Genomic DNA, 22,824 nt, shown 5'->3' on the forward strand with positions numbered 1-22,824 from the left:
ATAAAAAAACCGAGACTCAAGTCTCGGTTTTTTTATGCTTTATGATTTTTGTTCCTTGTTGAAGTATACTAAGTAATAGTACATTTGCTTTTCTTCATCCCATCCTTTTTCTACAAATTTATCTGCACTTTCAGGGTTGATAAAGTCTAACTTAATCTGAATGTTCGTATCTAAATTAATTACGTTTTTAATTTTCTTACGCGCATCAGAAACCGCGTTATTTGCAATAGGAAACGAAGTCGTATCTTCAATGCTGTATTTTTCGCCTTTATCTACTTTGTAGTTTTTGAACTCTGAAATTAGATCTGGATTGTCGATCACTTCATTTAAGAAATTAGTTTCTTCAAATTCGTCATTTTTCGCAAAGTAGTTTACAGAGCGATTCATAAACATCACTTCTTCTTTCTTATCCTCTGCGGGTAGGACTACATCTTTGGCGAAATCTTGACAAAACTTCAAGTATTTTTTTGTCATATACGCCTCATCTTGGAAAATATCAACACTTAAAAAGTGCTCTAACCAATAACGCGCATCATAACGGTTACTGTCAATAGTAAGGATTTTATATCCTTCCTCTTTTTTGTAATTAAAGATGATACAACCTTTGTCTAACTTGTTTAAGTTAATACCTTGTTGTAAAATCATTTCTAAATTAGAACCGTTTTCTTGAAATTGTAAAAAATCAGACTTGATCTCGCTTTTGAAAATCCCAATTGCATCAACTACATTGTTGTCAATCGAAGTATTCGTTAAATACGTAACATAAACTTCTCCGTTTTTAATATGCGGATGATTGGATTGTTCAAATAGATGTCTGGTTATTTTCTGAGAGATTTCATGTGCTTTTTCTGTTGAAGGCGCATTGAATAATTCTGCCGCATAATTAAACATATCGTTGAACTCTAAATCAACATCATGTACAAATTGAAAATAATTTTCTTCTTTCTCACGGAAAGGTTTGAAGAAATATTCTTTTAATAGAGGTGCGATTTCGTCATTCAAACTGTAAGGCTCATCTGATAAAAAGATTGCTTCATTTCTACTTTTATTTCCAACTCTATGGATAGATAAAGTTTCTACGTGTGCATTAAAAAGGTTGATCATAATACTAGTTATATATGTAGTAGATCGTTTATAGATCTGTTATTTTTTAAATTAAAAAATTAATTCCAATTATCTTCTCCATAGTCTGTAAAGCTATCATCGCCTTCAAACATATCATAATCTTCCTCGTCGTAATCATCGTCAAAATCACCGAAAATATCATCGTTCGATACCGGATCCGCTGAGAATGATTTTGTAGGAATGTGGTCAGGTAAAATACCATGAGAGAATAACAATTCAGGATATAGTGCCCCTGGTTCTTCTTCTTCAATAGCAGCTAATTCGACGAAGAATGTCCACATATTAAGGAAGTCATAAACGTAGATGATCTTCGTTTGATCTTCATCCAAAACCGAATTGATAGATGTCGAAGCCATTGTTCTTCCTGCCTGTTGATCGTCGCTCATATCAAAAAGAGAAATCTCTTCCTCTTGTTGGGTCCAGCTGTCGTCACAAGCATAAAATGAAGCCGCTTCCATACCGTCAAAGCCAAATGCATTTACAATAGCATTGTGCAAATCTTCTAAGGTGTCGTCTTCTACTATAGCGATGTCGCGAAAAATATCTTCCTCAGTATCAAGGATAACTCTGAATTTATAAACCATAATTTTTTAAACCAATTAGAACTGCAAATTTAAAATTATTATTAACTCTTTTCTTATAAATGAACTCTTTTTATTTGTAAACCAAGCTTCTGTTTTTTCTCGGTTGGAAATCAAAAGATTACTGTCTTTTACAATTCATCGTTCTAAAATAACAGTTCGTCTACTATTTTTTTTTTACTATTTACTATTCTCTAATCTTTGTCCTGTAAATCAAATGAAGTAGTTATGAAATTTATATTTTTGATGATTGTAACACTAATACAATTCGCCTTTCAGTTTGTGACGTTAGTCTCTGTCCCTTCAACGTATAGTGAGGAAACTGCTGTGCAGCAGGAAAAAGAGGAAACTAGCTATAGAAGTAAGGGAATTAAAATTTATAAAAAACAAAATGAGAAATAATTACTTCAAATTAGTACTCTTAGCTTTTATCGTTTTTATTCTTTTTACACAAGTATTGAAGCTTCATTTCATGGATTTATCCCTGTTTTTAGGCTATTTGGTTTCTTTCGTAGGCATCATTGTACTTGTGAATCAATATTGGAAAGAAAATTATTGGACCAAGTTGACGCAAAGTTTAGATGGAAAGGAAAACAGTGTACACAAAGTGACAGCTATCGTTACAGCCGTAAATTTTGGATTTATTTGGTTGGTTAGTTTAGCCTTGAAAATTTTTGATACGCATCTTATCGGAGGGAGATCCTTTGATTACTTTATGGATACGAGTAGTTTTAGTTCCATTTTTAGTACTTCGTTTTTCTTTAGTATTTTGGTGTATATTTATTATTACACCTACTTTACTTCTTTAGATAAGAAAAGGAGTATCGCCGAGCAGAAGGTTATTACAGGAAGTGTCTCTGCTCAATTTGAAAGTTTGAAAAATCAACTCGATCCTCATTTTTTATTTAATAGCTTGAATGTATTGAATGCTTTAATTGAAGAAAATCCTGAAAAAGCGCAAGAATTTACCAGCGGGTTGTCTAAAACCTACCGCTATATTTTAGATCAAAAAAACAAAGAACTGGTTCCATTAGAAGAGGAATTGGATTTTGCTCAGACGTATATTGAACTGTTGCAGATGCGCTTTGAAGATAGTCTGACCTTTGAGATCGATCAAGAAATTAAACAAGAAGGAGCTAAAGTGGTGCCGTTGTCTTTGCAGTTGCTGTTGGAAAATGTAATTAAACACAATAAGGCCACGTCGAATAAGCCCCTGCATATTCTTATTAAACAAGAAAATGGCTACCTAGTAGTAGCTAATAATTTGAATTTACGCCAAATCAATGAAGATCGAAAGGGAATTGGCTTAACTAATATTGCCGATCGCTACGCCTTGTTGACTAGTAAACCCATTAAAATAGATCAAACAGAAACTGAATTTACCGTTCGCATACCGATCCTAACTAAACTATTTGAACCAATGAGAATAATCGATGTACAAGAAAATGAACAAGAAATCTTGATTCAAGCCAAAAAGAACGTAGAACGAATCAAAAAGTTTTACGCTCACCTTACCATGTATATTATGGTGAATACTTTTTTAATTGTTTTAAATATGATGACTGATTCCCGTTTTATGTGGAGCTTGATTGTCGTGTTTTCCTGGGGAATTGGACTGGTAGCGGATTGGATGAAAACCTATAACTATCATTTCTTCTTAGGAAAAGATTGGGAAGATCGCAAGATCCGCGAATACATGGAGCAGCAGAATAAACGTAGTACGAATTGGAAATAAAGAAAATAATGAATTTCTATAGCAAAGAAGTAGAACAAAAATATGGGCGTTATAAGCAGCAAAGAAGGGGGGATTTGAAAAGGCTTTGTATTCAAGTTGTTTTGTGGTTGTTGTTCACCGCTGTCATGCTTTACCAACAACTTTTTGGATTTGAAAATGTGGTAATCGGAATTCATACGCCTACCTATAAAAGTTCAGAGCGAATGTTTTATGAATTACCTTTGTTTTGGTTCGTTTTGTTATTGATACAATTTGCTTTTTTTTATGCTGAGTCTCTTCCGTTTTTGTCTAAATGGCAAGATTATTTAGAGCAAAAGGAATTTGAACGGTTAAAATACACTTACGAATATCAATTAAAACTAAAAGATGAAACCACTTCGAATTGTCATTATTGAAGATGAAAAACCCGCAGCGCGTTTGTTGGAGCGTAAAATAGAAAAACTAGGGTATCAAGTATTGGAGAAATTAACCAGTGTGGAAGAAGCTGTTCAATGGTTTCAACAAGAAGAAGAACCGGATCTGATCTTCTTGGATATTCAATTGTCAGATGGACTATCGTTCGAAATATTCGATCAAGTAGTAGTGAAAAGTCCAATCATCTTTACTACTGCCTACGATGCTTATGCATTGAGAGCATTTAAGCTCAACAGTATAGATTATTTGTTAAAGCCAATTGGAGACGTAGATTTAAAAGGAGCTATTGACAAATTTAACGAACAACGTGCTTCCTTTTTTGCCTTTACTGAACAGTTGAACTTGTTTAAATCTTTTTTATCTACTTCGCCAAAGGAAAGCAAAGAACGCTTTCTCATTAAACTCGGAACGCAATTGAAAATTATTCCAGTAGGAGAGATTGCCTGTTTTTTTAGTGCGAACAAAATTACCTACCTCAAAACAAAAGAAGGAAGAGACTATATTTTGGATCATTCCTTAGATGAGGTAGAAAAAACAATAGAAGCAGAGCAGTTTTTCCGCATTAGCCGCAAACACATCGTCGCTTTGGATGCAATTAAAGAAATTATTGCCTATAGCAATTCTCGATTGAAGTTGAGTTTGCTCGTTGATTTTGAGGAAGAACTCATCGTTAGTAGAGAAAAAGTTAACGATTTTAAGCTTTGGCTTAGTTAATAGATTCCTTTTTTTATTGAGAAAAAAGAAGATTATTTCTATATTATTGGCGCTAAACTAATATTAACGAATTTATTAACGAAACTTCTTTTTGATATCATGATTTTATTGATACTTTTACGAGGACGTTAAATTATAAATCATTAATATGAAGAAATTAGCAGTTGTTTTGCTAGCATTAGGAATGTTTTCATGTAAGCAAAATAATACAATTGAGATTACTACTAAAGATGTAGCTGACGATACAAAGATAGAGATCATGACTTCGGAAGTAGGTAATCCTTCTCCAACTGTTGTTTACACAGGAACGGTAAAAGACAATAAATTGGTTTTAGACAATCCTTTTACGGAATTAGAAGAAGCTTATATGGTATTGGGAGGTGAAATGCAAAACAATGTGTTTTTCATTGGAGAACCAGGACATATTACTATTTCATATACAAAAGACGAACCTACAGAAACGGTATTAGGTGGAAGTGAGAACAACGTCAAATTGCAGAAATTGCAAGAAGAGGTGAAGCCAACGGTGATTAAATTAAGATCGTTTATTGAAGAAAATCAAATGAAATTGATGCAGTTAAGTCAATCCGCTAACGATGAAGATCGCCAAGCTTTAGAGGCACTGCAAAATGAATATATGGGTTATGTTGAGAGCATCAACGAAGTATATAAAAAGTATTTAGCTGACAATGAAAACAATGCATTCGGCTTGTTGTTACTTTCTCAACAAATGATGTCTTCTCAAGATGGAGAAACAGATTTCGTAAAAGAATTCGATAAGTTTTCTGCAGAGTTAAAAGAATCTAAAGTAGGAAAGAAAATTGATTCAATGCTGAAAATGATGGGCTTGGATGAAGCTACTGCAGGATTAGAAGTAGGTGATATCGCACCAAACTTTACAAGTAAAACTCCTGAAGGAAAAGAATTGTCTTTAGAAGCATTTAAAGCTGGAAAGAAATTAGTTTTGATTGATTTTTGGGCTTCTTGGTGTGGTCCTTGTCGTGTTGAGAATCCGAATGTGGTAAAACTATACAACGGATTTAAAGACAAAGGATTGGATATCATTGGAGTTTCTTTAGATAAAGAGCAAGAAAAATGGGTACAGGCTATCGAAAAAGACGGTTTAGTTTGGGGGCAAGTTTCTAACTTGCAGTTTTGGAATGATGAAATTGCTGCTGAATACGGTGTGAGAGCAATTCCTGCCAATTACTTGATCAACGAAAAAGGAGAGATTTTAGCAATCAATCTTTACGGTGAAGAATTGTATAAAAAAGTTGAAGAACTTTTAAAATAAGAAATTAGATTCAAGTCTAATTCGACAACTTAATACTAAAAAAAAGGCAACAGCTGTACGGCTGTTGCCTTTTTTTATGTGAGGACCTAGTTGTATTTGTTTCATTTTGATGTCGTATACCGCTTTTTTTTCCTCTTTCTTACCTGTTAGGAGGCAAAGGGAATATTGTTAAAAAACGAGATAAAACAAGAGGTAGGGCGGTTTTTTTATAAATAAAAGAAGATTGGAAGGAAGAAGGAAATGAGAATCTGAAAAAAGAAAAGACCGCTATTTCCCTTTTTGGGAAGAATACTTAGGTTAAATTATTAGAATCGTTTTATAATCTTAAAATATAGTATTTGTTTTTATTATTTTATGATAACGGGAGTAAATTATCGTATAAATAACGATAAGTAGTTATATACCCGTTAAATATTAATAAAAAGTTCTATTTTTAAGCAGCTAATAAAACGAATGAGAAATGATGAAAGAAGATTCTAATTTAGAGAGAATCAAATTCGCCCCATACCGTGAGCGAATTCTATCTGCAGAAGAAGCAGCCTTGTTAATTCACGATAAAGCAATTGTAGGAGCGAGTGGTTTTACTAAAGCAGGAGATAGTAAATCAGTTTTACCTGCTTTTGCTCAGCGAGCAGCAAATGAAAAAGTAGCGATTACCTTAATTACGGGAGCTTCTTTAGGTCAAACAACCGATGCCGATTTGGCAAAAAATAATGCATTAATCCGCAGAATGCCTTTCCAAGCAGATTCTGATTTGAGACATGCTATTAATAGTGGTCAAGTAAAATATATTGACCAACATTTAAGTGAAACCATTGAACAGTTACAAGAGAAGCATATTCCACAAGTGGAAGTTGCTATTATTGAAGCTACTTATATTAACGAAGAGGGATATATCATTCCGACTACTTCTATAGGTAACTCTGCTTATTTTGCAAGTGTTGCGCAAAAAATTATAGTAGAGATCAATACCGCTATTCCGTTAAGTGTAGAAGGAATTCACGACAACTGTGTGCCTAAGAAGCAACCGAGAAGAGAGATGATTCCGATTCACACGGTGAAAGATCGTATTGGCGAATCCTTCATTCGCTTAGATCCTGCACGTGTAGTAGCTGTTGTTTTTTCTAGTATTGAAGATACCCCCGCTATTCTACCAGAACCAGATGTGAAAACAACGGCGATATCTACGCATTTATTAAATTTCTTTGAAGCAGAGGTGAAAAAAGGAAACCTAACGGAGGCTTTATTGCCTTTACAGGCTGGTATTGGAAAAGTGGCGAATGCGGTGTTGACAGGTTTTATTGATGGACCTTTTAAAGACCTAACGATGTATTCAGAAGTTTTACAAGATAGTACCTTCGATCTAATTGATTCTGGAAAAATGACTTTTGCTTCAGGGTCGTCTATTACGGTGACAGAGGCTTGTTATGAAAAAATCATCAACAACTTTGATCAGTATAAAGACAAATTAGTCTTGCGTCCACAAAATATTAGCAATGCTCCAGAGGTGATTAGAAGGTTGGGGATTATCGCCATCAATACAGCTATTGAGTTTGATATCTATGGAAATGTAAATTCAACACATATCAGTGGAAGCAAAATGATGAATGGTATTGGAGGATCCGGAGATTTCGCAAGAAACGCCTATCTGAGTATTTTCGTTACACAGGCGGCTTCTAAAGAGAATAAGATTTCTCACGTCCTGCCTATGGTTTCCCATGTAGACCATACGGAGCACGATGTGGATATTCTAGTTACAGATCAAGGTTTAGCAGATTTACGTGGACTTTCTCCGCGTGAACGAGCAGAGGTGATCATTGAAAATTGTGTACATCCTGATTACAAAGCAGAGCTAAGAGATTACTTTGAACGCGCGAAGGAATTAGGAGGACATACTCCTCATATTTTGGAAGAAGCATTCAAATTTCATACCCGTCTAAAACAAACAGGTTCTATGAAACCATAACCGTTAAAATCTCTACAAAACTGTAGAGATTTTTTTTGTTGTGTACCATTTTCCGAACCACGGAAGATACTTTTTATTATCTTAGCAGTAAAATGTACAGAACTTATAAAAATGAAAGTAGTTAGAATTGTTGGTGTGCCAGAACACTTTAATTTACCATGGCATTTGTGTATAGAAAACGGAGAATTTAATGAGGCAGGAATAGATTTACAATGGCAAGATGTTCCTGAGGGAACGGGTAAAATGTGTCAGATGCTACGTCAAAATGAAACAGATCTAGCTATTATCTTATCAGAGGGAATTATCAAAGACATTACAGCGGGCAATCCCACGTCTATTGTACAAGAATATGTTGCTTCTCCCTTACTCTGGGGGATTCACGTTGCCGCAGATGCGCCTTTTCAAACAATAGAGGATGTAAAACACAAACGCATTGCGATTAGCCGATATGGATCGGGCTCTCATTTAATGGCTATTGTTCATGCCAAACAAATGAATTGGGATTTAGATCAATTGGAATTTGTCGTGGTTGATACGCTGGATAAAGCAGTGATTGCTTTGCAAAATAAAGAGGCAGATTACTTTATGTGGGAGCGATTCATGACGCAACCACTCGTTGATCAACAAGTATTCAGGCGAATAGGGGAGTGCCCTACACCGTGGCCTTCTTTTTTACTCGTCGGAAATCAAGATTTTGTGGCAAAAAACAAAGCCTTAGTGCAACATCTAGTAGATATAATTAATACAACTACCGAAGAGTTTAAACTGATTCCCAGTATCGATCGTACGCTCGCAGAACGCTATGATCAAAAAGTAGAAGATATCCAACAGTGGTTATCCCTTACGCGATGGTCGCAAAGACAATTGTCTGCCGTTAATTACAATAAAATACAACAACAGTTAATGGACCTTCAGTTAATTGAAAATCCAAAAAAATACGAAGAAGTCAAGATGTAATTTTTTTTGTGTAAAATAGATGAACAATCAAGAAGTACAAATTATAAAGAAGAAAAAAAAATGGTATGAGTACCTGAGAATACCTTCTCCATGGGATAATATCATTGTTTTTATATTAAACGTACTACTTACTATTCCTGTATTTATCATTGTCCATCAAAATGTAATCGATCCTGAATGGCCTTATCATTTGGATCGTATTTTATTGTGCTTGGCAATTCTAGCGGTCTTTCAGTTTATTTTATTAAAACTAAAAACGATACTGTTTATCTGTATTGTAGTTTACCTCGGTATTTTCTTCATTGGAACCTCTCATGACGAGTATGATTTAGAATCCATTTTTGATGATTATCGCGTTATGATATACGCTATGGCCAGTACGCAAAATCCGCAAGATTTGATTATCTCTAAGCTTTTGCCGTTTCCCAATAAATCTAAAGTGATTAAAGCCATTGAATACGATAATCCCAAAGTGAGAAATTTTGCCTTATTAGCGACGACGAAAAATTTTTCAAAAGTACAGGGATATGGCGAATATCGTCAAATTATACAGTGTTTAGCCATTTTTAAAGAAGTGCGTACACGTTGGAATTACGTCAATGATCCTAAGGGACGAGAGTATATCGCCACTGCCTCTGAATCGCTCATGCATTTTTCGGGTGATTGTGATGATTACTCTATTTTAATGGCCGCTTTGGTTCGATCAATTGGGGGAACTCCAAGGTTAATTCACACCAAAGAACATATGTATCCCGAGATGTTGATTGAAAATAAGGATCATTTGGAAAAAGTCATCTTTTTGATCAAAGAGGTTTTATTTAAAGAAGAGAGTGCGGGGAAAGAAGTACATTATCACGTAGATGAACGCGGTCAAATTTGGCTTAATCTCGATTATACGGCCCGTTATCCTGGTGGACCTTTTATGTCTGAAGAAATTTTAGGACAACTAACATTAAATTAAACCTTAGAAAATTAAATACAATGGATATTACCAATACAACAGCATTACTCGCCGGAAGTATTTTGGGCGCTTTGGCAATTATTTTCGGAGCTTTTGGCGCACATGCTTTGAAAAAGCACATGGATGCTGAACGATTAGAAAGTTATGAAACGGGAGTGAAATACCAAATGTACCACGCAATTTTACTCTTGGTTATTGGGATTTTACCCCAACGAGAATATACCTATTATGCAACGAATCTAATTATTATTGGAGTACTTCTGTTTTCCTTTAGTATATACGGTTTGGTGCTTAGTGCGACTTTTGGAAAAAAAATAAAGATATTAGGCCCTATTACGCCCATAGGAGGACTAGCATTAGTCGCGGGATGGATTATGCTTTTTGTCGCTTTTTTGACCTTGTAATATTGACCTTGTACCCTTTGTCGATTACAATTAATTAAAAACACCTAATTCAATGCTATGAAAATAAATAAACAAATGCTATTGTTCGGAATAGCGATCATACTAACTGCGTGTAATTCTAATGCAAATTTTGAAATTGGAGGAACTGTAGCGCATGCAGCTGATGGAGAAGTTATCTACCTCAATAAGGTAGCGGACACTAACCCTGAAGAATTAATCAAAATAGATTCTGTTGTCGTGAAAAATGAGGAATTTTCGTTTACAGGTAAAGTAGAAGAACCCACGTTAGGGTATTTGTCTTTTCGAGAGCAAAAGGGAAGAATACCTTTGTTTATCGAGAACGGCAAAACTCAAGTAAGTGTGGATTTAGATAATTTCACCTCTTTGGCTTTGCAAGGAACGCCAAATAACGAAGTACTTAGTGAGTTTGAACGCAATTTAAGCTTGTTTAAATACAATTTGTTGAGCTACCAAGGCAATCAACAAAATGCCTATATGGAAGCTCTACAACAAAAGGACGAGGAAAAAATGAAGCAAATTTTACACGGCTATACGAAATTGCAACAAGATCAAAATGTGTTTATAACGAACTATTTAGATCAGCACCAAACTTCACTTACTGCTTTGTATTATTTGTATTTTACAAGCAAAGATGATCTAACTGCGTTAAAAAGTGTTTATGAGAATCTTTCACAGACAGATAAAAAATCAAATTTAGCTAAACTAGCTGCAGCGAAAATTGGACTGTAAATGGAATAAAAAAAGCCCGAATTTACATCCAGACTAATCTTGATTGCTTTTTTTATTGGGCATCCAAAACTAATTTAATTAAAAAGAGCAAGGATAGAATATAAAGCGTTGGACTCACGTCTTTGTGTTGTCTGCTTCCCACTTTGAAAAGCGTAAAGCTCAGCATACCAAAGACAATACCTTCTGCAATACTATAAGTAAAAGGCATGAATACAATGGTGATGAAAGCAGGTAAAGCCTCAGAGAAATCGGTGAAGTCAATATTGACAACAGAACTAATCATAAACAAACCTACAATAATTAAAGCAGGAGCAGTGGCTGCAGCAGGAATGATCAAGAACAAAGGGGCTAAGAAGATTGATAAAGCAAACATACAGGCTACGCTAACAGCAGTTAATCCAGTTCGTCCGCCTGATGCTACTCCTGAAGCACTTTCTACATAAGAAGTCACAGAACTCGTACCTAGTATTGCTCCAAAGGTAGTTCCTAAAGCATCTGTGAGCAGGGCTTTTTTCATTTGAGGAAAGTTGCCATTTGCATCTGCTATTCCCGTTTTGGAAACCACACCGATGAGCGTTCCTATTGTATCGAATAAATTGACGAATAAAAAGGTAAAAACGACAATTACCATATCGATTGAAAAAACACTTGCGGCCGTTTCAGGTGAGAATAGAAACGACAAGGCTTTTCCAAAAGTAGGTTCCATGGATGGAGGAGCGGTAATCAGACTCGGAGGCAAGTGTACATCACCCAAGAAGAAACCAAATAAAGTTGCAACTACAATACCAATTAAAATAGAGCCGTTGACGTTTTTGATCAGTAAGATTCCCGTCACCAAAAGTCCAGCTAAAGCAATCCATACACTGTGTTGACTGAAGTCGCCCAACGTGACTAATGTATTGGGATTACTCGTGACAATTCCCGCACTTTTAAGCCCAATTAACGTAATAAATAAACCTATTCCTACGGGAATAGCTTCTTTTAAAACTTTGGGTATGTTGTTGACAATGAGTTCTCGGATGTTGAAAATAGTGAGCGCTAGAAAAATTAACCCAGCCAGAAACACACCTGTTAAAGCAAATTCCCAACTATACCCCATAGTTAAGACAACCGTATAGGCAAAAAAACTATTTAACCCCATTCCCGGTGCTTGGGCAATGGGTAATTTCGCCATGATTCCCATCAGCAGTGTTGCACAAACTGTCGCTAAGGCTGTCGCCATAAAAACAGCTTGCTTATCCATTCCCGCATCAGCGAGAATGTTTGGATTGACAACAAGGATATAAGACATCGTTAAGAAAGTAATCACCCCAGCCATCATTTCTTTTTTAATACTGGTGTTGTGTTTACTTAATTGGAAGTAATTTTCTAAAAAGGTTTTCATCGTGTTGTTGAATTAGCGAGCAAAAGTAGCAAGATTTCACTAAAAAGTAGCATCAAGCATCAAAACGAAACGCATTAAAATTAGATTTTAATGACTAATCGCGTACCTCGATCTACAGGTTTATTCCATACTTTTTCTATAGATTCCAAAGGGTGAACCTCCGTTTGAATATGCAATTTTCCCTGTGCAGCGAGCAAAAACATTTCGGGTAAAATTACCTTGTTGAACACAATGAGTTCTTCTTGTGTTAAGCTTCCAAATCCAGACCCCATGAGCTGAATGTCGGTACTTCTTAAAATAGCGGAAGTCAATTGAATTTCCTTTCCAGCCATATCGCCTGCCGTAACTATTTTTACCGTAGAAGCCAAGTGATGGATGTCATTGCGCTTAAAGGCGTTTAAGATCGCTTGAAAAGGTTTTCCCCATAAGTAGTCGATCACAACATCAATAGGTGTTGTTTGATGGATGGTTTTGATTTGTTCTTGTAATGCCTCGTTATCTTCGGTTAGCGCAATGGTTTGCGTTGCGCCAAAGTGTTTTAACTGCTCTAGAATCGCTTCATTTCTTCCTGTAACGATGATCTCTTTTGCGCCGTAATGCTTGGCAATTTGCACACCAATTTGTCCCGTTACTCCTGTTGCGCCATTGAAGAGTACATTTTGTCCTTCTTGTAGACGGGCGCGAATAATTAAAGGCATAGCAGAACCTAAAATAGCATTCGGTAAAGCGGCCGCAATTACATCATCTAGATCTTTGGGAATCGGCGTGTAATTTCCTGAAATAATGGCTTTCTCCGCAATCATTCCTGTAATACCTTGTCCGTAAACCCGTGTTCCATCTTCCAAATAACCGACACCATCATTGCCCACTACAGCAGGTAAGTTGGTATAACTCGCATAGTGTTTACCACTTGTACGCGCTTTGTCTAAGTTTTTTACGGCTGCTGCTGTTACGCGCAATACATGTTCTCCTTCTCCCTGTATTTGGGGTTCGTCTATTGTTCCATAGTGTGGAACTTGACCTAATTCGTATAAAATGGCTCCTTTCATGAAAATTTCTTTTATGAGATAAAAATACGATTTTTAAAGTAGGACCTAGCGTTTTTAGTGAATTAAAATGCCTCTTCCTAAGCTGTTAAATAATGCTAAATGACAGTAAAACAATAGAAAAGCAACTTACAAAAAACGAGATTAATATGTATCTTTGTTCTTTTGCACAAAATTTATGTCTAAAGTAGAAGATTTTATTGAAGTTTTAGGGGCTAGAGTTCACAATCTAAAAAATATTGATATCCGTATTCCACGAGAAAAGCTCGTTGTGATTACGGGATTGTCGGGTTCTGGTAAATCGTCTTTAGCCTTTGATACGATATACGCAGAAGGGCAACGCCGCTATATTGAAACGTTTTCAGCTTATGCTAGACAGTTTTTAGGTGGGTTAGAACGTCCTGATGTGGATAAAATTGACGGGTTGTCTCCTGTCATCGCAATCGAACAAAAAACGACCAATCGCAGTCCACGATCAACTGTGGGTACCATTACTGAAATTTACGATTTCTTGCGCTTGCTTTACGCGAGAGCAGGTGAAGCCTATAGTTATAATACAGGTGAGAAAATGGTGAGCTATACGGATAGCCAAATCCAAGAACTCATCTTGAAAGATTTTGAAGGGAAAAAAATAAATATTTTAGCTCCTGTAGTTCGTTCTAGAAAAGGACATTATCGCGAATTGTTTGAGCAAATTGCCAAGCAAGGGTTTTTGAAAGTGCGCTTGGATGGTGAAATCAAAGACCTCGAATACGGAATGAAAGCCGATCGATATAAAACCCACGATATTGAAATCGTGATTGATCGAATGGCAATTGATGATAAAGAGCAAACGGCGCAACGTTTGGCGGAAAGTATTCAAACGGCTATGTACCACGGCGATGATACCATTGTAATTCTCGAACAAGATTCACAGGAAATGCGTTTTTTTAGCCGTCATTTGATGTGTCCGACCTCTGGTATTTCCTACGCTAAACCCGAGCCAAATAACTTTTCGTTTAACTCTCCTAAAGGAGCGTGTGAAGTGTGTAATGGATTGGGAACGGTTCACGAAATCAACCAGCTAAAAGTAATTCCCGATACCTCTTTATCTATAAAAAAGGGAGGATTAGCACCACTGGGACCTGAAAAAAGCTCTTGGATTTTCAAGCAATTAGAAATGATTGCACAGCGCTATAATTTTAAACTGGCAGACGCTATTCAAGATATTCCCAAAGAAGCGATGGAAGTTATCCTAAACGGAGGACAAGACAGCTTTACGGTTGAACACAAAGTAGCGGGAATTTCTAAAAATTATAAAATTGATTTTGAAGGAATAAACAACTTTATTAAAAATCAATTTGAAGAAAGCGAAACAGCGTCGATTAAACGTTGGGCTAAGGAATATATGGATGAAATTGATTGTCCTTCATGCCAGGGAACGCGTTTGAGAAAAGAAGCCCTGTATTTTAGAATTGCAGATAAGAATATAGGTGAGCTCATCCAGATGGATGTTGAGCATTTAATCGCTTGGTTTGCCGATTTAAACGATAAACTATCGGACAAGCAAAAGAGTATAGGCGAGGAGATTTTAAAAGAAATCAGTACGCGATTGTCTTTTTTGAAAGATGTCGGATTGACGTATTTATCGCTGAATCGAAGTTCACGTACCCTATCAGGTGGTGAAGCGCAACGAATCCGATTAGCTACACAAATAGGTTCTCAATTGGTAGGGGTACTTTATATTTTAGATGAACCCAGTATTGGATTGCATCAACGGGATAATGAGCGCTTGATTCAGTCGTTAGAATCGCTTCGAGATATTGGAAATTCGGTTTTAGTCGTTGAACACGATAAGGACATGATCGAACGTGCAGATTACGTGATTGATATAGGGCCTTACGCAGGAAAGCGAGGAGGGAAAATCATCAGTATTGGTACGCCAAAAGAACTGTTGAAAGAACACACCCTAACGGCGAAATACCTCAATGGAGAATTAGAAATTGCCGTTCCAAAAGAACGCAGAAAAGGCAATGGAAATAAAATAAAACTCGAGGGTGCAACGGGAAATAATTTAAAAAATGTAAGCATAGAGATTCCTTTAGGGACGATGACTTGTGTTACTGGGGTATCTGGCTCAGGAAAATCAACCTTGATCAACGGAACCCTATATCCAATCTTAAATACGCATTTTTTTAATGCGGTGGCTAAACCCCAACCGTATAAGAAAATTAGTGGACTAGAACATATTGACAAAGTGATCGGAATTGATCAAAGTCCAATTGGCCGAACGCCAAGATCTAATCCAGCAACCTATACTGATGTGTTTTCGGATATTCGAAACTTATTTGCACAAACAACAGAAGCGTCGATCAGAGGGTATAAACCAGGGCGATTCAGTTTTAATGTCAGTGGTGGACGTTGTGATACGTGTGAAGGATCTGGAGTTCGAACGATTGAAATGGGCTTTTTACCTGATGTATACGTCGAATGTGAAACCTGTCAAGGAAAGCGATTTAATCGAGAAACACTTGAAATTCGATACAAAGGAAAGTCGATTTCAGATGTTTTAGAGATGACGGTAGCGGATGCAACGGAATTCTTTGAGAACATCCCTAAGATTTACCGCAAGCTAAAGACGATTAACGATGTGGGGTTAGGTTATATCACTTTGGGACAACAGAGTACAACCTTGTCGGGTGGTGAAGCACAGCGCATAAAGTTAGCGACAGAATTATCTAAAAAAGATACAGGAAATACGTTTTACATCCTAGACGAACCAACGACTGGTTTGCATTTTGAAGATATTCGCGTGTTGATGGAAGTGATTAATACGCTTGTAGAAAAGGGGAATACCGTCCTTATTATCGAGCACAATTTAGATGTTATCAAGTTAGCCGATTACATTATTGATATTGGATATGAAGGAGGAGCCAATGGAGGAGAAGTACTCGCCAAGGGTACACCAGAAGAAATTTGTAAAGTTAAGAAGAGTTATACGGCTCACTTTTTGAAAAAAGAGCTTAAAAAATAGTTGAATTATGAAAGAAAATTTAGGAAATGAAGAGGAGAAAATCCAAGAAAAATTCAAGCAAAAATCTTGGACAGAAATAAAAACAAACGATTCATGGGGAATCTTTAAAATCATGTCTGAGTTTGTTAATGGATATGAGAAAATGGGGCGTATTGGGCCTTGTATTTCTATCTTTGGTTCAGCGCGAACACAAAAAGAAGACCCGTATTACAAATTAGCAGAAGAAATTGCATTCAAAGTGAGTAAAGCTGGTTACGGTGTGATTACAGGTGGAGGACCTGGAATTATGGAAGCTGGTAATAAAGGCGCTCATTTAGGTAAAGGAGTTTCTGTTGGGTTGAATATTGAATTGCCGTTTGAGCAGCATTTTAATCCGTATATAGACAATGATAAAAATATTCAATTTGATTATTTCTTTGTACGCAAAGTGATGTTTGTCAAGTATTCACAGGGATTTGTTGTGATGCCAGGTGGATTTGGAACACTCGATGAATTGTTTGAAGCGATCACGTTAATTCAAACCAAAAAAATAGCTAAATTTCCGATCATTTTAGTGGGAACTGATTTTTGGGGCGGTATGTTAGATTGGATTAAAAACGTATTATTGGCGAAGTATTCGACTATTTCACCAGAAGACATGAATTTGATTCAATTGGTAGATACGGCAGATGAAGTAGTGGAACGCATCGATGCGTTTTATAAAAAGTACACGTTGAAACCCAACTTTTAAGTTAGAGGTAAACGCAGCAATAAAAAAGCCAGTGCACTGCACTGGCTTTTTCTATAGGATTAGGCTATTTTAATTCCAATTGAACCACATTTTCAACGTGGTGTGTTTGCGGAAACATATCCACAGGACGCACTTTAGTTACTTTGTATTTTTCATCTAGTAACGCTAAATCTCTGGCCTGCGTAGCTGAATTACAACTTACATACACAATGCGTTTCGGTGCTACTTTTAAAAGCATTTCAACAACATCCTTGTGCATTCCATCTCGCGGTGGATCTGTGATAATAACATCTGGATGTCCATGCGTAGCAATGAATTCATCATTGAATACATTTTTCATATCTCCAACAAAGAAATCACAGTTTGTTATACTGTTGCGTTCTGCGTTGATTTTTGCATCGGCAATTGCCTCTGGAACAGCTTCAACACCAACTACTTTTTTTGCTTTTTTAGAAACGAATTGCGCAATTGTCCCTGTACCCGTGTACAAGTCAAAAACTAATTCATTGCCTGTTAATTCGGCATAGTCACGCGTAATCTTATACAATTCATAGGCTTGATCCGAATTCGTTTGGTAGAACGACTTCGCATTGATGCTGAATTGCAAGCCTTCCATCTCTTCTAAGATGTAATCGCGACCTTTGTACAGCACAACATCTTGGTCGTATATGGTATCATTTGCTTTGCTATTGACAACATACTGTAAAGAAGTTATTGCAGGAAATTTCGCAGCTAAGTGATCCAGTACTAATTCTCTTTCTTGCTTGTTGTCATAGAAGAACTGAATCATCACCATGACTTCTCCAATCGAACTTGTGCGAATCATCAAAGTACGCAGTAGTCCTTCTTGTTCTCTCGGATTGAAGAACGAAAGGTTATTTGCATTGGCAAACTCTCGAATTTCATTGCGGATTGCGTTAGAAGGATCTTGTTGTAAATGACATTTTTGAATGTCTAAAATCTTATCCCACATTTTTGGAATGTGAAAGCCTAGCGCATTTTCTTTTCCAATTTCATCTCCACTTGCAATCTCTTCGGGTGTTAACCAACGTGCATTAGAAAAGGAAAATTCCATTTTATTTCTGTAAAATAAAGTCTTTTCAGAACCTAAGATAGGTTCAAATTCAGGTAACTCTATTTTGCCAATTCGCTTGAGGTTGTTTTGAACCTCTTGGTTTTTGTAAAACAACTGTTGATCATAGGACATATTTTGCCATTTACAACCTCCACAAGCCCCGAAATGCTGACAAACAGGTTCAATACGGTTCTTAGAAAAGCTGTGAATTTTTATAGCAATTCCCTCGTAATACGCTTTGCGCTTTTTAACGGTTTGGATATCAATGACATCTCCTGGAACAACATTGGGAATAAATATAACTTTCCCATCAGGAGCCTTAGCTACTGAAACGCCTTTTGCACCTGCATCAAGGACTTCTACGTTTTCGAATACGATTCTTTCTGTTCTCTTTCTTTTCATGCCACAAAAATAGCTTTAATTTTCTTTCGTGGAAGATTTTTATCTTTTTGTAAAAGAAGATTTGTTTTTATTTAAGTGATTGGTTTTTAGTTTATTGTGTTTTGTTTGAAACAAGTGATTTGTAATTTATAACAATTCTATTTAATGTATACCAAGGCTATCCGCGCTCCATCGTTTTTTTGTAGCCTAACACGGAGTCAGTGGATTGTAGGGCTTTTTTGTATTTTAACAAAATTATAATAACAAAGGCCTAAATAAATCGCAATTATGGATTGATTTAGTCTTCGGTATTGTTTAAATTTACTAAAAAAGTAAAGTAATTATGAGTAACCTTATAAGGAAGATAGGGGTTTTAACTTCAGGTGGAGATGCACCGGGAATGAACGCAGCAATTAGAGCTATTGTCCGTACTTGTTCGTATCACGATGTGATGTGTGTAGGAGTATTTCGTGGATTTCAAGGTTTAGTAGAAGGAGATTTTGAAGTACTAGGGCCTCGCGATGTGAATTATATCATTAATAAGGGAGGAACGATCTTAAAGACGGCGAGAAGTGCTGCATTTCGAACAGAAGAAGGAAGAAAAACAGCATATGAAAATTTGAAAAAAGCACAGATTGACGCTTTAATTGTCATTGGAGGAGATGGCAGTTTTACTGGGGCAATGCTGTTGAGTAAAGAATTTGACATTCCTGTGATGGGGATTCCAGGAACCATCGATAATGACATCAACGGAACAAGTCACACCATTGGATTTGATACCGCTTTAAATACGGTTGTAGACGCAGTGGATAAGATTAGAGATACAGCCAGTTCGCATAAGCGTTTGTTCTTTGTTGAGGTTATGGGACGTGATGCAGGACATATTGCCTTAAATGCGGGAATAGGGGCAGGTGCTGAGGAAATCATCATCCCAGAAGAAAACCTTGGCTTAGAACGCCTATTAGAATCGCTAAAGAAAAGCAAATTATCAGGTAAATCTTCGAGTATTGTCATTGTGGCAGAAGGAGAGAAGTTAGGTAAAAACGTATTTGAACTAGGGGAGTACGTAGAAGAACACTTGCCAGAGTATGAGGTTCGTGTATCCGTTTTAGGTCATATGCAAAGAGGGGGAGCACCTTCGTGTTTTGACCGTGTTTTAGCGAGTCGATTGAGCGTGAAGGCTGTCGAAACTTTGCTAGAGGGAGGAAAGAATTTTATGGTTGGGTTAATCAATGATCAAGTTGCCTTAACTCCTTTAGATCACATTGTAAAAGGACATACAGCAGTAGATGCCGAATTATTACGTGTATCAGATATAATTACAATTTAAGGATAGAATTAAATAAAAAAGCAAATATGAAAACAAGAGTAGGTATCAATGGTTTTGGACGTATAGGACGTTTAATGCTAAGAGAAGCAATAAAGAGAAATGATATTGAAATCGTAGCAGTTAACGATTTAATGGCAGTTGAGCAATTGGCGTATTTAATTAAATACGATTCAGTACACGGTCGTTTTGACGGTACGGTAGAGGTTGTAGAAGGACATTTAATCGTCAACGGAAAAGAAATTCGAGTAACGGCAGAGCGAGACCCTCTATTGTTGAAGTGGGATGAAGTGAAAGTAGATGTTGTGGCTGATTGTACGGGGGTATTTAAAGATCTTGAAGGATGTCAAAAACACCTAGATGCAGGAGCTAAAAAAGTGTTGATTTCTTCTCCATCACCAGATGCACCTATGTTTGTGCTTGGGGTAAATGAAAAAGACTTAAAGGCAACGGATACCATTATTTCAAATGCTTCTTGTACGACAAACTGTTTAGCGCCCTTGGCGAAAGTGCTGAATGATTCTTTTGGAATCGTAGAAGGATTGATGACCACTATTCACGCAGCAACAGCAACTCAATATACGGTAGATGGACCTTCTAAGAAAGATTTTAGAGGCGGGCGTTCGGCTATGAATAATATTATTCCAGCTTCTACTGGTGCTGCAAAAGCAGTCGGTAAGGTTATTCCTGCCTTAAAAGGCAAGATTACGGGAATGTCGATGCGTGTTCCTACAGCAGACGTATCTGTTGTAGACTTGACAGTGAAATTAGCGAAATCAACCTCGTATGAAGAAGTAATGGCTGTTTTTAAACGCGCAAGTGAGAATGAATTAAAGGGAATTATGGCCTTTGTGGAGGATGACGTTGTTTCTCAAGATTTTGTTTCAGATACACATACGTGTATTATTGATGCTAAAGCAGGTATTGCGCTGAACGAAACTTTTTATAAATTCGTTGCTTGGTATGATAACGAATATGGCTATGCCGCTAAAATGGTTGATATGGCAGTATTGTTAACCACTGTTAAGTAATACAAGAAATAAATGAAAATAATCGTCGATAGCGGTTCTACAAAAGCAGATTGGATCTTTTTTGATCAAGAGAATAAAGTACTAACTTCGGTGACAAGCCTTGGGCTTAATCCCGAAGTTATTACCTTAGAGGAGTTTCATACTCGCGTCCATACTGTACCAGATATTGCTAAAAACAAAGATAAAGTAACCCAGCTTTACTTTTATGGATCAGGCTGTGGATCGAATCGAAGTAAAACAACCGTAAGCGATTTTTTTACTTCTTATTTTTCTAATTGTCAATCGATTAATGTACACGAAGATACGTATGCAGCGGTTTACGCAACAGTAGGCAAAAGTGAGAAAGGCATTGTTTGTATCAATGGTACAGGCTCGAATGTGTCTTTTTACGACGGAGAAACAATCCAACAAAAAGTCCAATCACTTGGCTATATGGCTATGGATGACTGTAGTGGTAGTGCTCTAGGGCGATTGATGATCAAAGCCTTGTTTTTAAACTATATGCCTAGTGAATTGGCAAAGAAATTTACACAGAAGTACGATTTAGATGCGGATGTTGTGAAGTACAACTTTTATAAAAAAGAAAATCCCAATGCCTATCTAGCTTCTTTTTTACCCTTTTTAATTGAACATAAAGCTCACCCGTTTTTTCAAACAATGATTGAAGAACAAGTGGTTTTTTTTGTTGAGCACTACATCAAAAGTCATCCGGAATCGAGCAGTGTACCTGTGCATTTTGTAGGGTCAGTTGCTTATTTTTTACAGGATGAATTTAGAGCAGTATTACTTAAAAATGGCATAACAGTAGGGAAAATCATTCAAAAGCCTTTGGATGGATTAATTGATTACCATAAATAGAAATAAAATGGAAATAGCAATCATTGCCCATGATGGTAAAAAAGATGAAATGTTGACTTTTATTCAAAAAAATAGAGCCGTTTTATCTAAAGCAGGAATAGAGCTAATCGCAACTGGAACAACGGGAGGAATCGCTCAAAAAGCAGGTTTTGAAGTCAAGCGAATGCTTTCTGGTCCACTAGGTGGAGATGCTCAAATAGCAGCTCGCGTAGCGGAAGGGAAAACAAATATGGTGTTGTTTTTTAAAGATCCCTTAGGAAAGCACGCCCATGAACCTGATATTAATATGTTGCTCCGCGTTTGTGACGTACACAACGTTCCCTTGGCAACGAATGAGGCTAGTGCTCAGTTGTTGTTGAAGGCGATAGAAGAATAGTAAACTGTTAATAGTTAGTAGTTTACAGAAGATTATCGATAAAAGAAAACCAATCCTTTGTTTAGGAGTTGGTTTTTTTTGTAAGTTCATACCGTTAACAGTTTGTGTTTTCTGAATAAACTACTTGTTCTTTAATCGAGAAAGTAAAACAAAAAAGTACCCAACAAAAAAACAAAAAGCATACTAGATACTGATTAACTAGTATGCTTTTTGTACTAAGATGAGTTATATTGTTCACTGTTAACGGTCAACCGTTCACTGTATACCGTAAACTGTAAACCAAAAAAGGGTATCCTAAGTAGGACACCCTTTTTTTTATTTTGTAGCAATCATTGAAATCTCAACATTGACATTTCGGGGTAATTTCACCACTTGAATACACTCACGTGCGGGTGCTGTTTCAGCTTGAAAGAAGTTACCGTATATCTCATTTACTTGAGCGAAATCATTCATATCAGTTAAGAAGATTGTTACTTTTACAACGTTTTCGAATGTCATGCCTGCTTCCGTTAAAATAGCTTTTAGGTTAGCCATTACTTGTTTAGCTTCATCTTCAATTCCCGTTGTAACTAGTGTTTCAGTAGCTTGGTTAAATGGAATTTGACCAGAGATGAACAATAAATCACCAACTAATACAGCGTGGTTGTAAGGACCAATTGGTTTAGGTGCTTGATCTGAGTTTATGATTGTTTTTTTCATGCT

22 protein-coding genes are annotated in these 22,824 nt (G+C 36.5%); 16 read left to right on the forward strand and 6 right to left on the reverse strand.

The window, feature by feature from the left end; translation table 11 throughout:
* Positions 1-39: 39 nt before the first annotated feature.
* Entirely contained in the window at positions 40-1,104 is a 1,065-nt protein-coding gene (locus ACPDG9_RS06060; protein ID WP_430526865.1) for a nucleoid-associated protein, read from the reverse strand.
* 59 nt (positions 1,105-1,163) lie between these two features.
* Positions 1,164-1,709: an IS1096 element passenger TnpR family protein gene (locus ACPDG9_RS06065; RefSeq protein ID WP_430526866.1), complete on the reverse strand. Its 546-nt coding sequence runs from the start codon at positions 1,707-1,709 to the stop codon at positions 1,164-1,166.
* A gap of 225 nt (positions 1,710-1,934) precedes the next feature.
* Between ACPDG9_RS06065 and ACPDG9_RS06070 the strand changes: the two genes are divergently transcribed.
* The 10 genes from ACPDG9_RS06070 to ACPDG9_RS06115 all read left to right on the forward strand — a co-directional run bounded on the left by ACPDG9_RS06070 (position 1,935) and on the right by ACPDG9_RS06115 (position 10,901).
* On the forward strand, positions 1,935-2,108 hold the full coding sequence (locus tag ACPDG9_RS06070; RefSeq protein ID WP_430526867.1) for a hypothetical protein: 174 nt from the start codon (positions 1,935-1,937) through the stop codon (positions 2,106-2,108).
* Positions 2,098-3,441, forward strand: a complete 1,344-nt coding sequence (locus ACPDG9_RS06075; RefSeq protein WP_430526868.1) for a 2TM domain-containing protein — start codon at positions 2,098-2,100, stop codon at positions 3,439-3,441. The genes ACPDG9_RS06070 and ACPDG9_RS06075 overlap by 11 nt, the downstream gene beginning before the upstream one ends.
* Before the next feature lie 8 nt (positions 3,442-3,449).
* Complete coding sequence (locus ACPDG9_RS06080; RefSeq protein WP_430526869.1) at positions 3,450-3,836, forward strand: hypothetical protein; 387 nt, start codon at positions 3,450-3,452, stop codon at positions 3,834-3,836.
* On the forward strand, positions 3,808-4,569 hold the full coding sequence (locus ACPDG9_RS06085) for a LytR/AlgR family response regulator transcription factor (protein WP_430526870.1): 762 nt from the start codon (positions 3,808-3,810) through the stop codon (positions 4,567-4,569). Before ACPDG9_RS06080 ends, ACPDG9_RS06085 begins: the two co-directional genes overlap by 29 nt.
* A 148-nt stretch (positions 4,570-4,717) precedes the next feature.
* Positions 4,718-5,863: a redoxin domain-containing protein gene (locus tag ACPDG9_RS06090; RefSeq protein WP_430526871.1), complete on the forward strand. Its 1,146-nt coding sequence runs from the start codon at positions 4,718-4,720 to the stop codon at positions 5,861-5,863.
* A gap of 460 nt (positions 5,864-6,323) precedes the next feature.
* Entirely contained in the window at positions 6,324-7,829 is a 1,506-nt protein-coding gene (locus ACPDG9_RS06095; protein WP_430526872.1) for a succinate CoA transferase, read from the forward strand.
* A gap of 111 nt (positions 7,830-7,940) precedes the next feature.
* A complete protein-coding gene (locus ACPDG9_RS06100) occupies positions 7,941-8,786 on the forward strand; it encodes a substrate-binding domain-containing protein (protein ID WP_430526873.1) in 846 nt (281 codons plus the stop codon).
* A gap of 19 nt (positions 8,787-8,805) precedes the next feature.
* On the forward strand, positions 8,806-9,747 hold the full coding sequence (locus ACPDG9_RS06105; protein WP_430526874.1) for a transglutaminase domain-containing protein: 942 nt from the start codon (positions 8,806-8,808) through the stop codon (positions 9,745-9,747).
* A gap of 20 nt (positions 9,748-9,767) precedes the next feature.
* Entirely contained in the window at positions 9,768-10,151 is a 384-nt protein-coding gene (locus ACPDG9_RS06110; protein ID WP_430526875.1) for a DUF423 domain-containing protein, read from the forward strand.
* Between the two features lie 57 nt (positions 10,152-10,208).
* Positions 10,209-10,901, forward strand: coding sequence for a DUF4369 domain-containing protein (locus ACPDG9_RS06115; RefSeq protein ID WP_430526876.1), 693 nt, complete (start codon positions 10,209-10,211; stop codon positions 10,899-10,901).
* Positions 10,902-10,953: 52 nt separating this feature from the next.
* Here the strand turns inward: ACPDG9_RS06115 and ACPDG9_RS06120 are convergent, their stop codons facing one another.
* Both ACPDG9_RS06120 and ACPDG9_RS06125 read right to left on the reverse strand, forming a co-directional pair.
* Positions 10,954-12,285: an NCS2 family permease gene (locus ACPDG9_RS06120; RefSeq protein ID WP_430526877.1), complete on the reverse strand. Its 1,332-nt coding sequence runs from the start codon at positions 12,283-12,285 to the stop codon at positions 10,954-10,956.
* Positions 12,286-12,365: 80 nt separating this feature from the next.
* Entirely contained in the window at positions 12,366-13,334 is a 969-nt protein-coding gene (locus ACPDG9_RS06125; protein WP_430526878.1) for a quinone oxidoreductase family protein, read from the reverse strand.
* Between the two features lie 175 nt (positions 13,335-13,509).
* On the opposite strand from ACPDG9_RS06125, the gene uvrA reads away from it, so the two are divergent.
* Both uvrA and ACPDG9_RS06135 read left to right on the forward strand, forming a co-directional pair.
* Positions 13,510-16,344, forward strand: a complete 2,835-nt coding sequence (gene uvrA, locus ACPDG9_RS06130) for an excinuclease ABC subunit UvrA (RefSeq protein ID WP_430526879.1) — start codon at positions 13,510-13,512, stop codon at positions 16,342-16,344.
* Positions 16,345-16,351: 7 nt separating this feature from the next.
* Positions 16,352-17,074 (forward strand): TIGR00730 family Rossman fold protein, encoded by a 723-nt coding sequence (locus ACPDG9_RS06135; RefSeq protein ID WP_430526880.1) that lies wholly within the window; start codon positions 16,352-16,354, stop codon positions 17,072-17,074.
* Positions 17,075-17,138: 64 nt separating this feature from the next.
* On the opposite strand, the gene rlmD is transcribed toward ACPDG9_RS06135, so the two are convergent.
* A complete protein-coding gene (gene rlmD / locus ACPDG9_RS06140; RefSeq protein ID WP_430526881.1) occupies positions 17,139-18,551 on the reverse strand; it encodes a 23S rRNA (uracil(1939)-C(5))-methyltransferase RlmD in 1,413 nt (470 codons plus the stop codon).
* A 322-nt stretch (positions 18,552-18,873) separates the two neighbouring features.
* On the opposite strand from rlmD, the gene pfkA reads away from it, so the two are divergent.
* The 4 genes from pfkA to ACPDG9_RS06160 are packed head-to-tail and all read left to right on the forward strand — an operon-like array spanning position 18,874 to position 22,122.
* Positions 18,874-19,860, forward strand: coding sequence for a 6-phosphofructokinase (gene pfkA / locus ACPDG9_RS06145; protein ID WP_430526882.1), 987 nt, complete (start codon positions 18,874-18,876; stop codon positions 19,858-19,860).
* Positions 19,861-19,886: 26 nt separating this feature from the next.
* On the forward strand, positions 19,887-20,888 hold the full coding sequence (gene gap, locus ACPDG9_RS06150; protein WP_430526883.1) for a type I glyceraldehyde-3-phosphate dehydrogenase: 1,002 nt from the start codon (positions 19,887-19,889) through the stop codon (positions 20,886-20,888).
* Positions 20,889-20,900: 12 nt separating this feature from the next.
* Positions 20,901-21,746: a BadF/BadG/BcrA/BcrD ATPase family protein gene (locus tag ACPDG9_RS06155; RefSeq protein ID WP_430526884.1), complete on the forward strand. Its 846-nt coding sequence runs from the start codon at positions 20,901-20,903 to the stop codon at positions 21,744-21,746.
* Positions 21,747-21,753: 7 nt separating this feature from the next.
* Positions 21,754-22,122 carry a methylglyoxal synthase gene (locus ACPDG9_RS06160; RefSeq protein ID WP_430526885.1) on the forward strand — a complete coding sequence of 123 codons (369 nt, stop codon included), beginning with the start codon at positions 21,754-21,756 and terminating at the stop codon, positions 22,120-22,122.
* Positions 22,123-22,437: 315 nt separating this feature from the next.
* Here the strand turns inward: ACPDG9_RS06160 and ACPDG9_RS06165 are convergent, their stop codons facing one another.
* Positions 22,438-22,821, reverse strand: a complete 384-nt coding sequence (locus tag ACPDG9_RS06165; protein WP_430526886.1) for a RidA family protein — start codon at positions 22,819-22,821, stop codon at positions 22,438-22,440.
* Positions 22,822-22,824: the final 3 nt, after the last annotated feature.

The organism is Myroides sp. C6-3, assembly GCF_050522425.1.
GTDB lineage: Bacteria > Bacteroidota > Bacteroidia > Flavobacteriales > Flavobacteriaceae > Flavobacterium.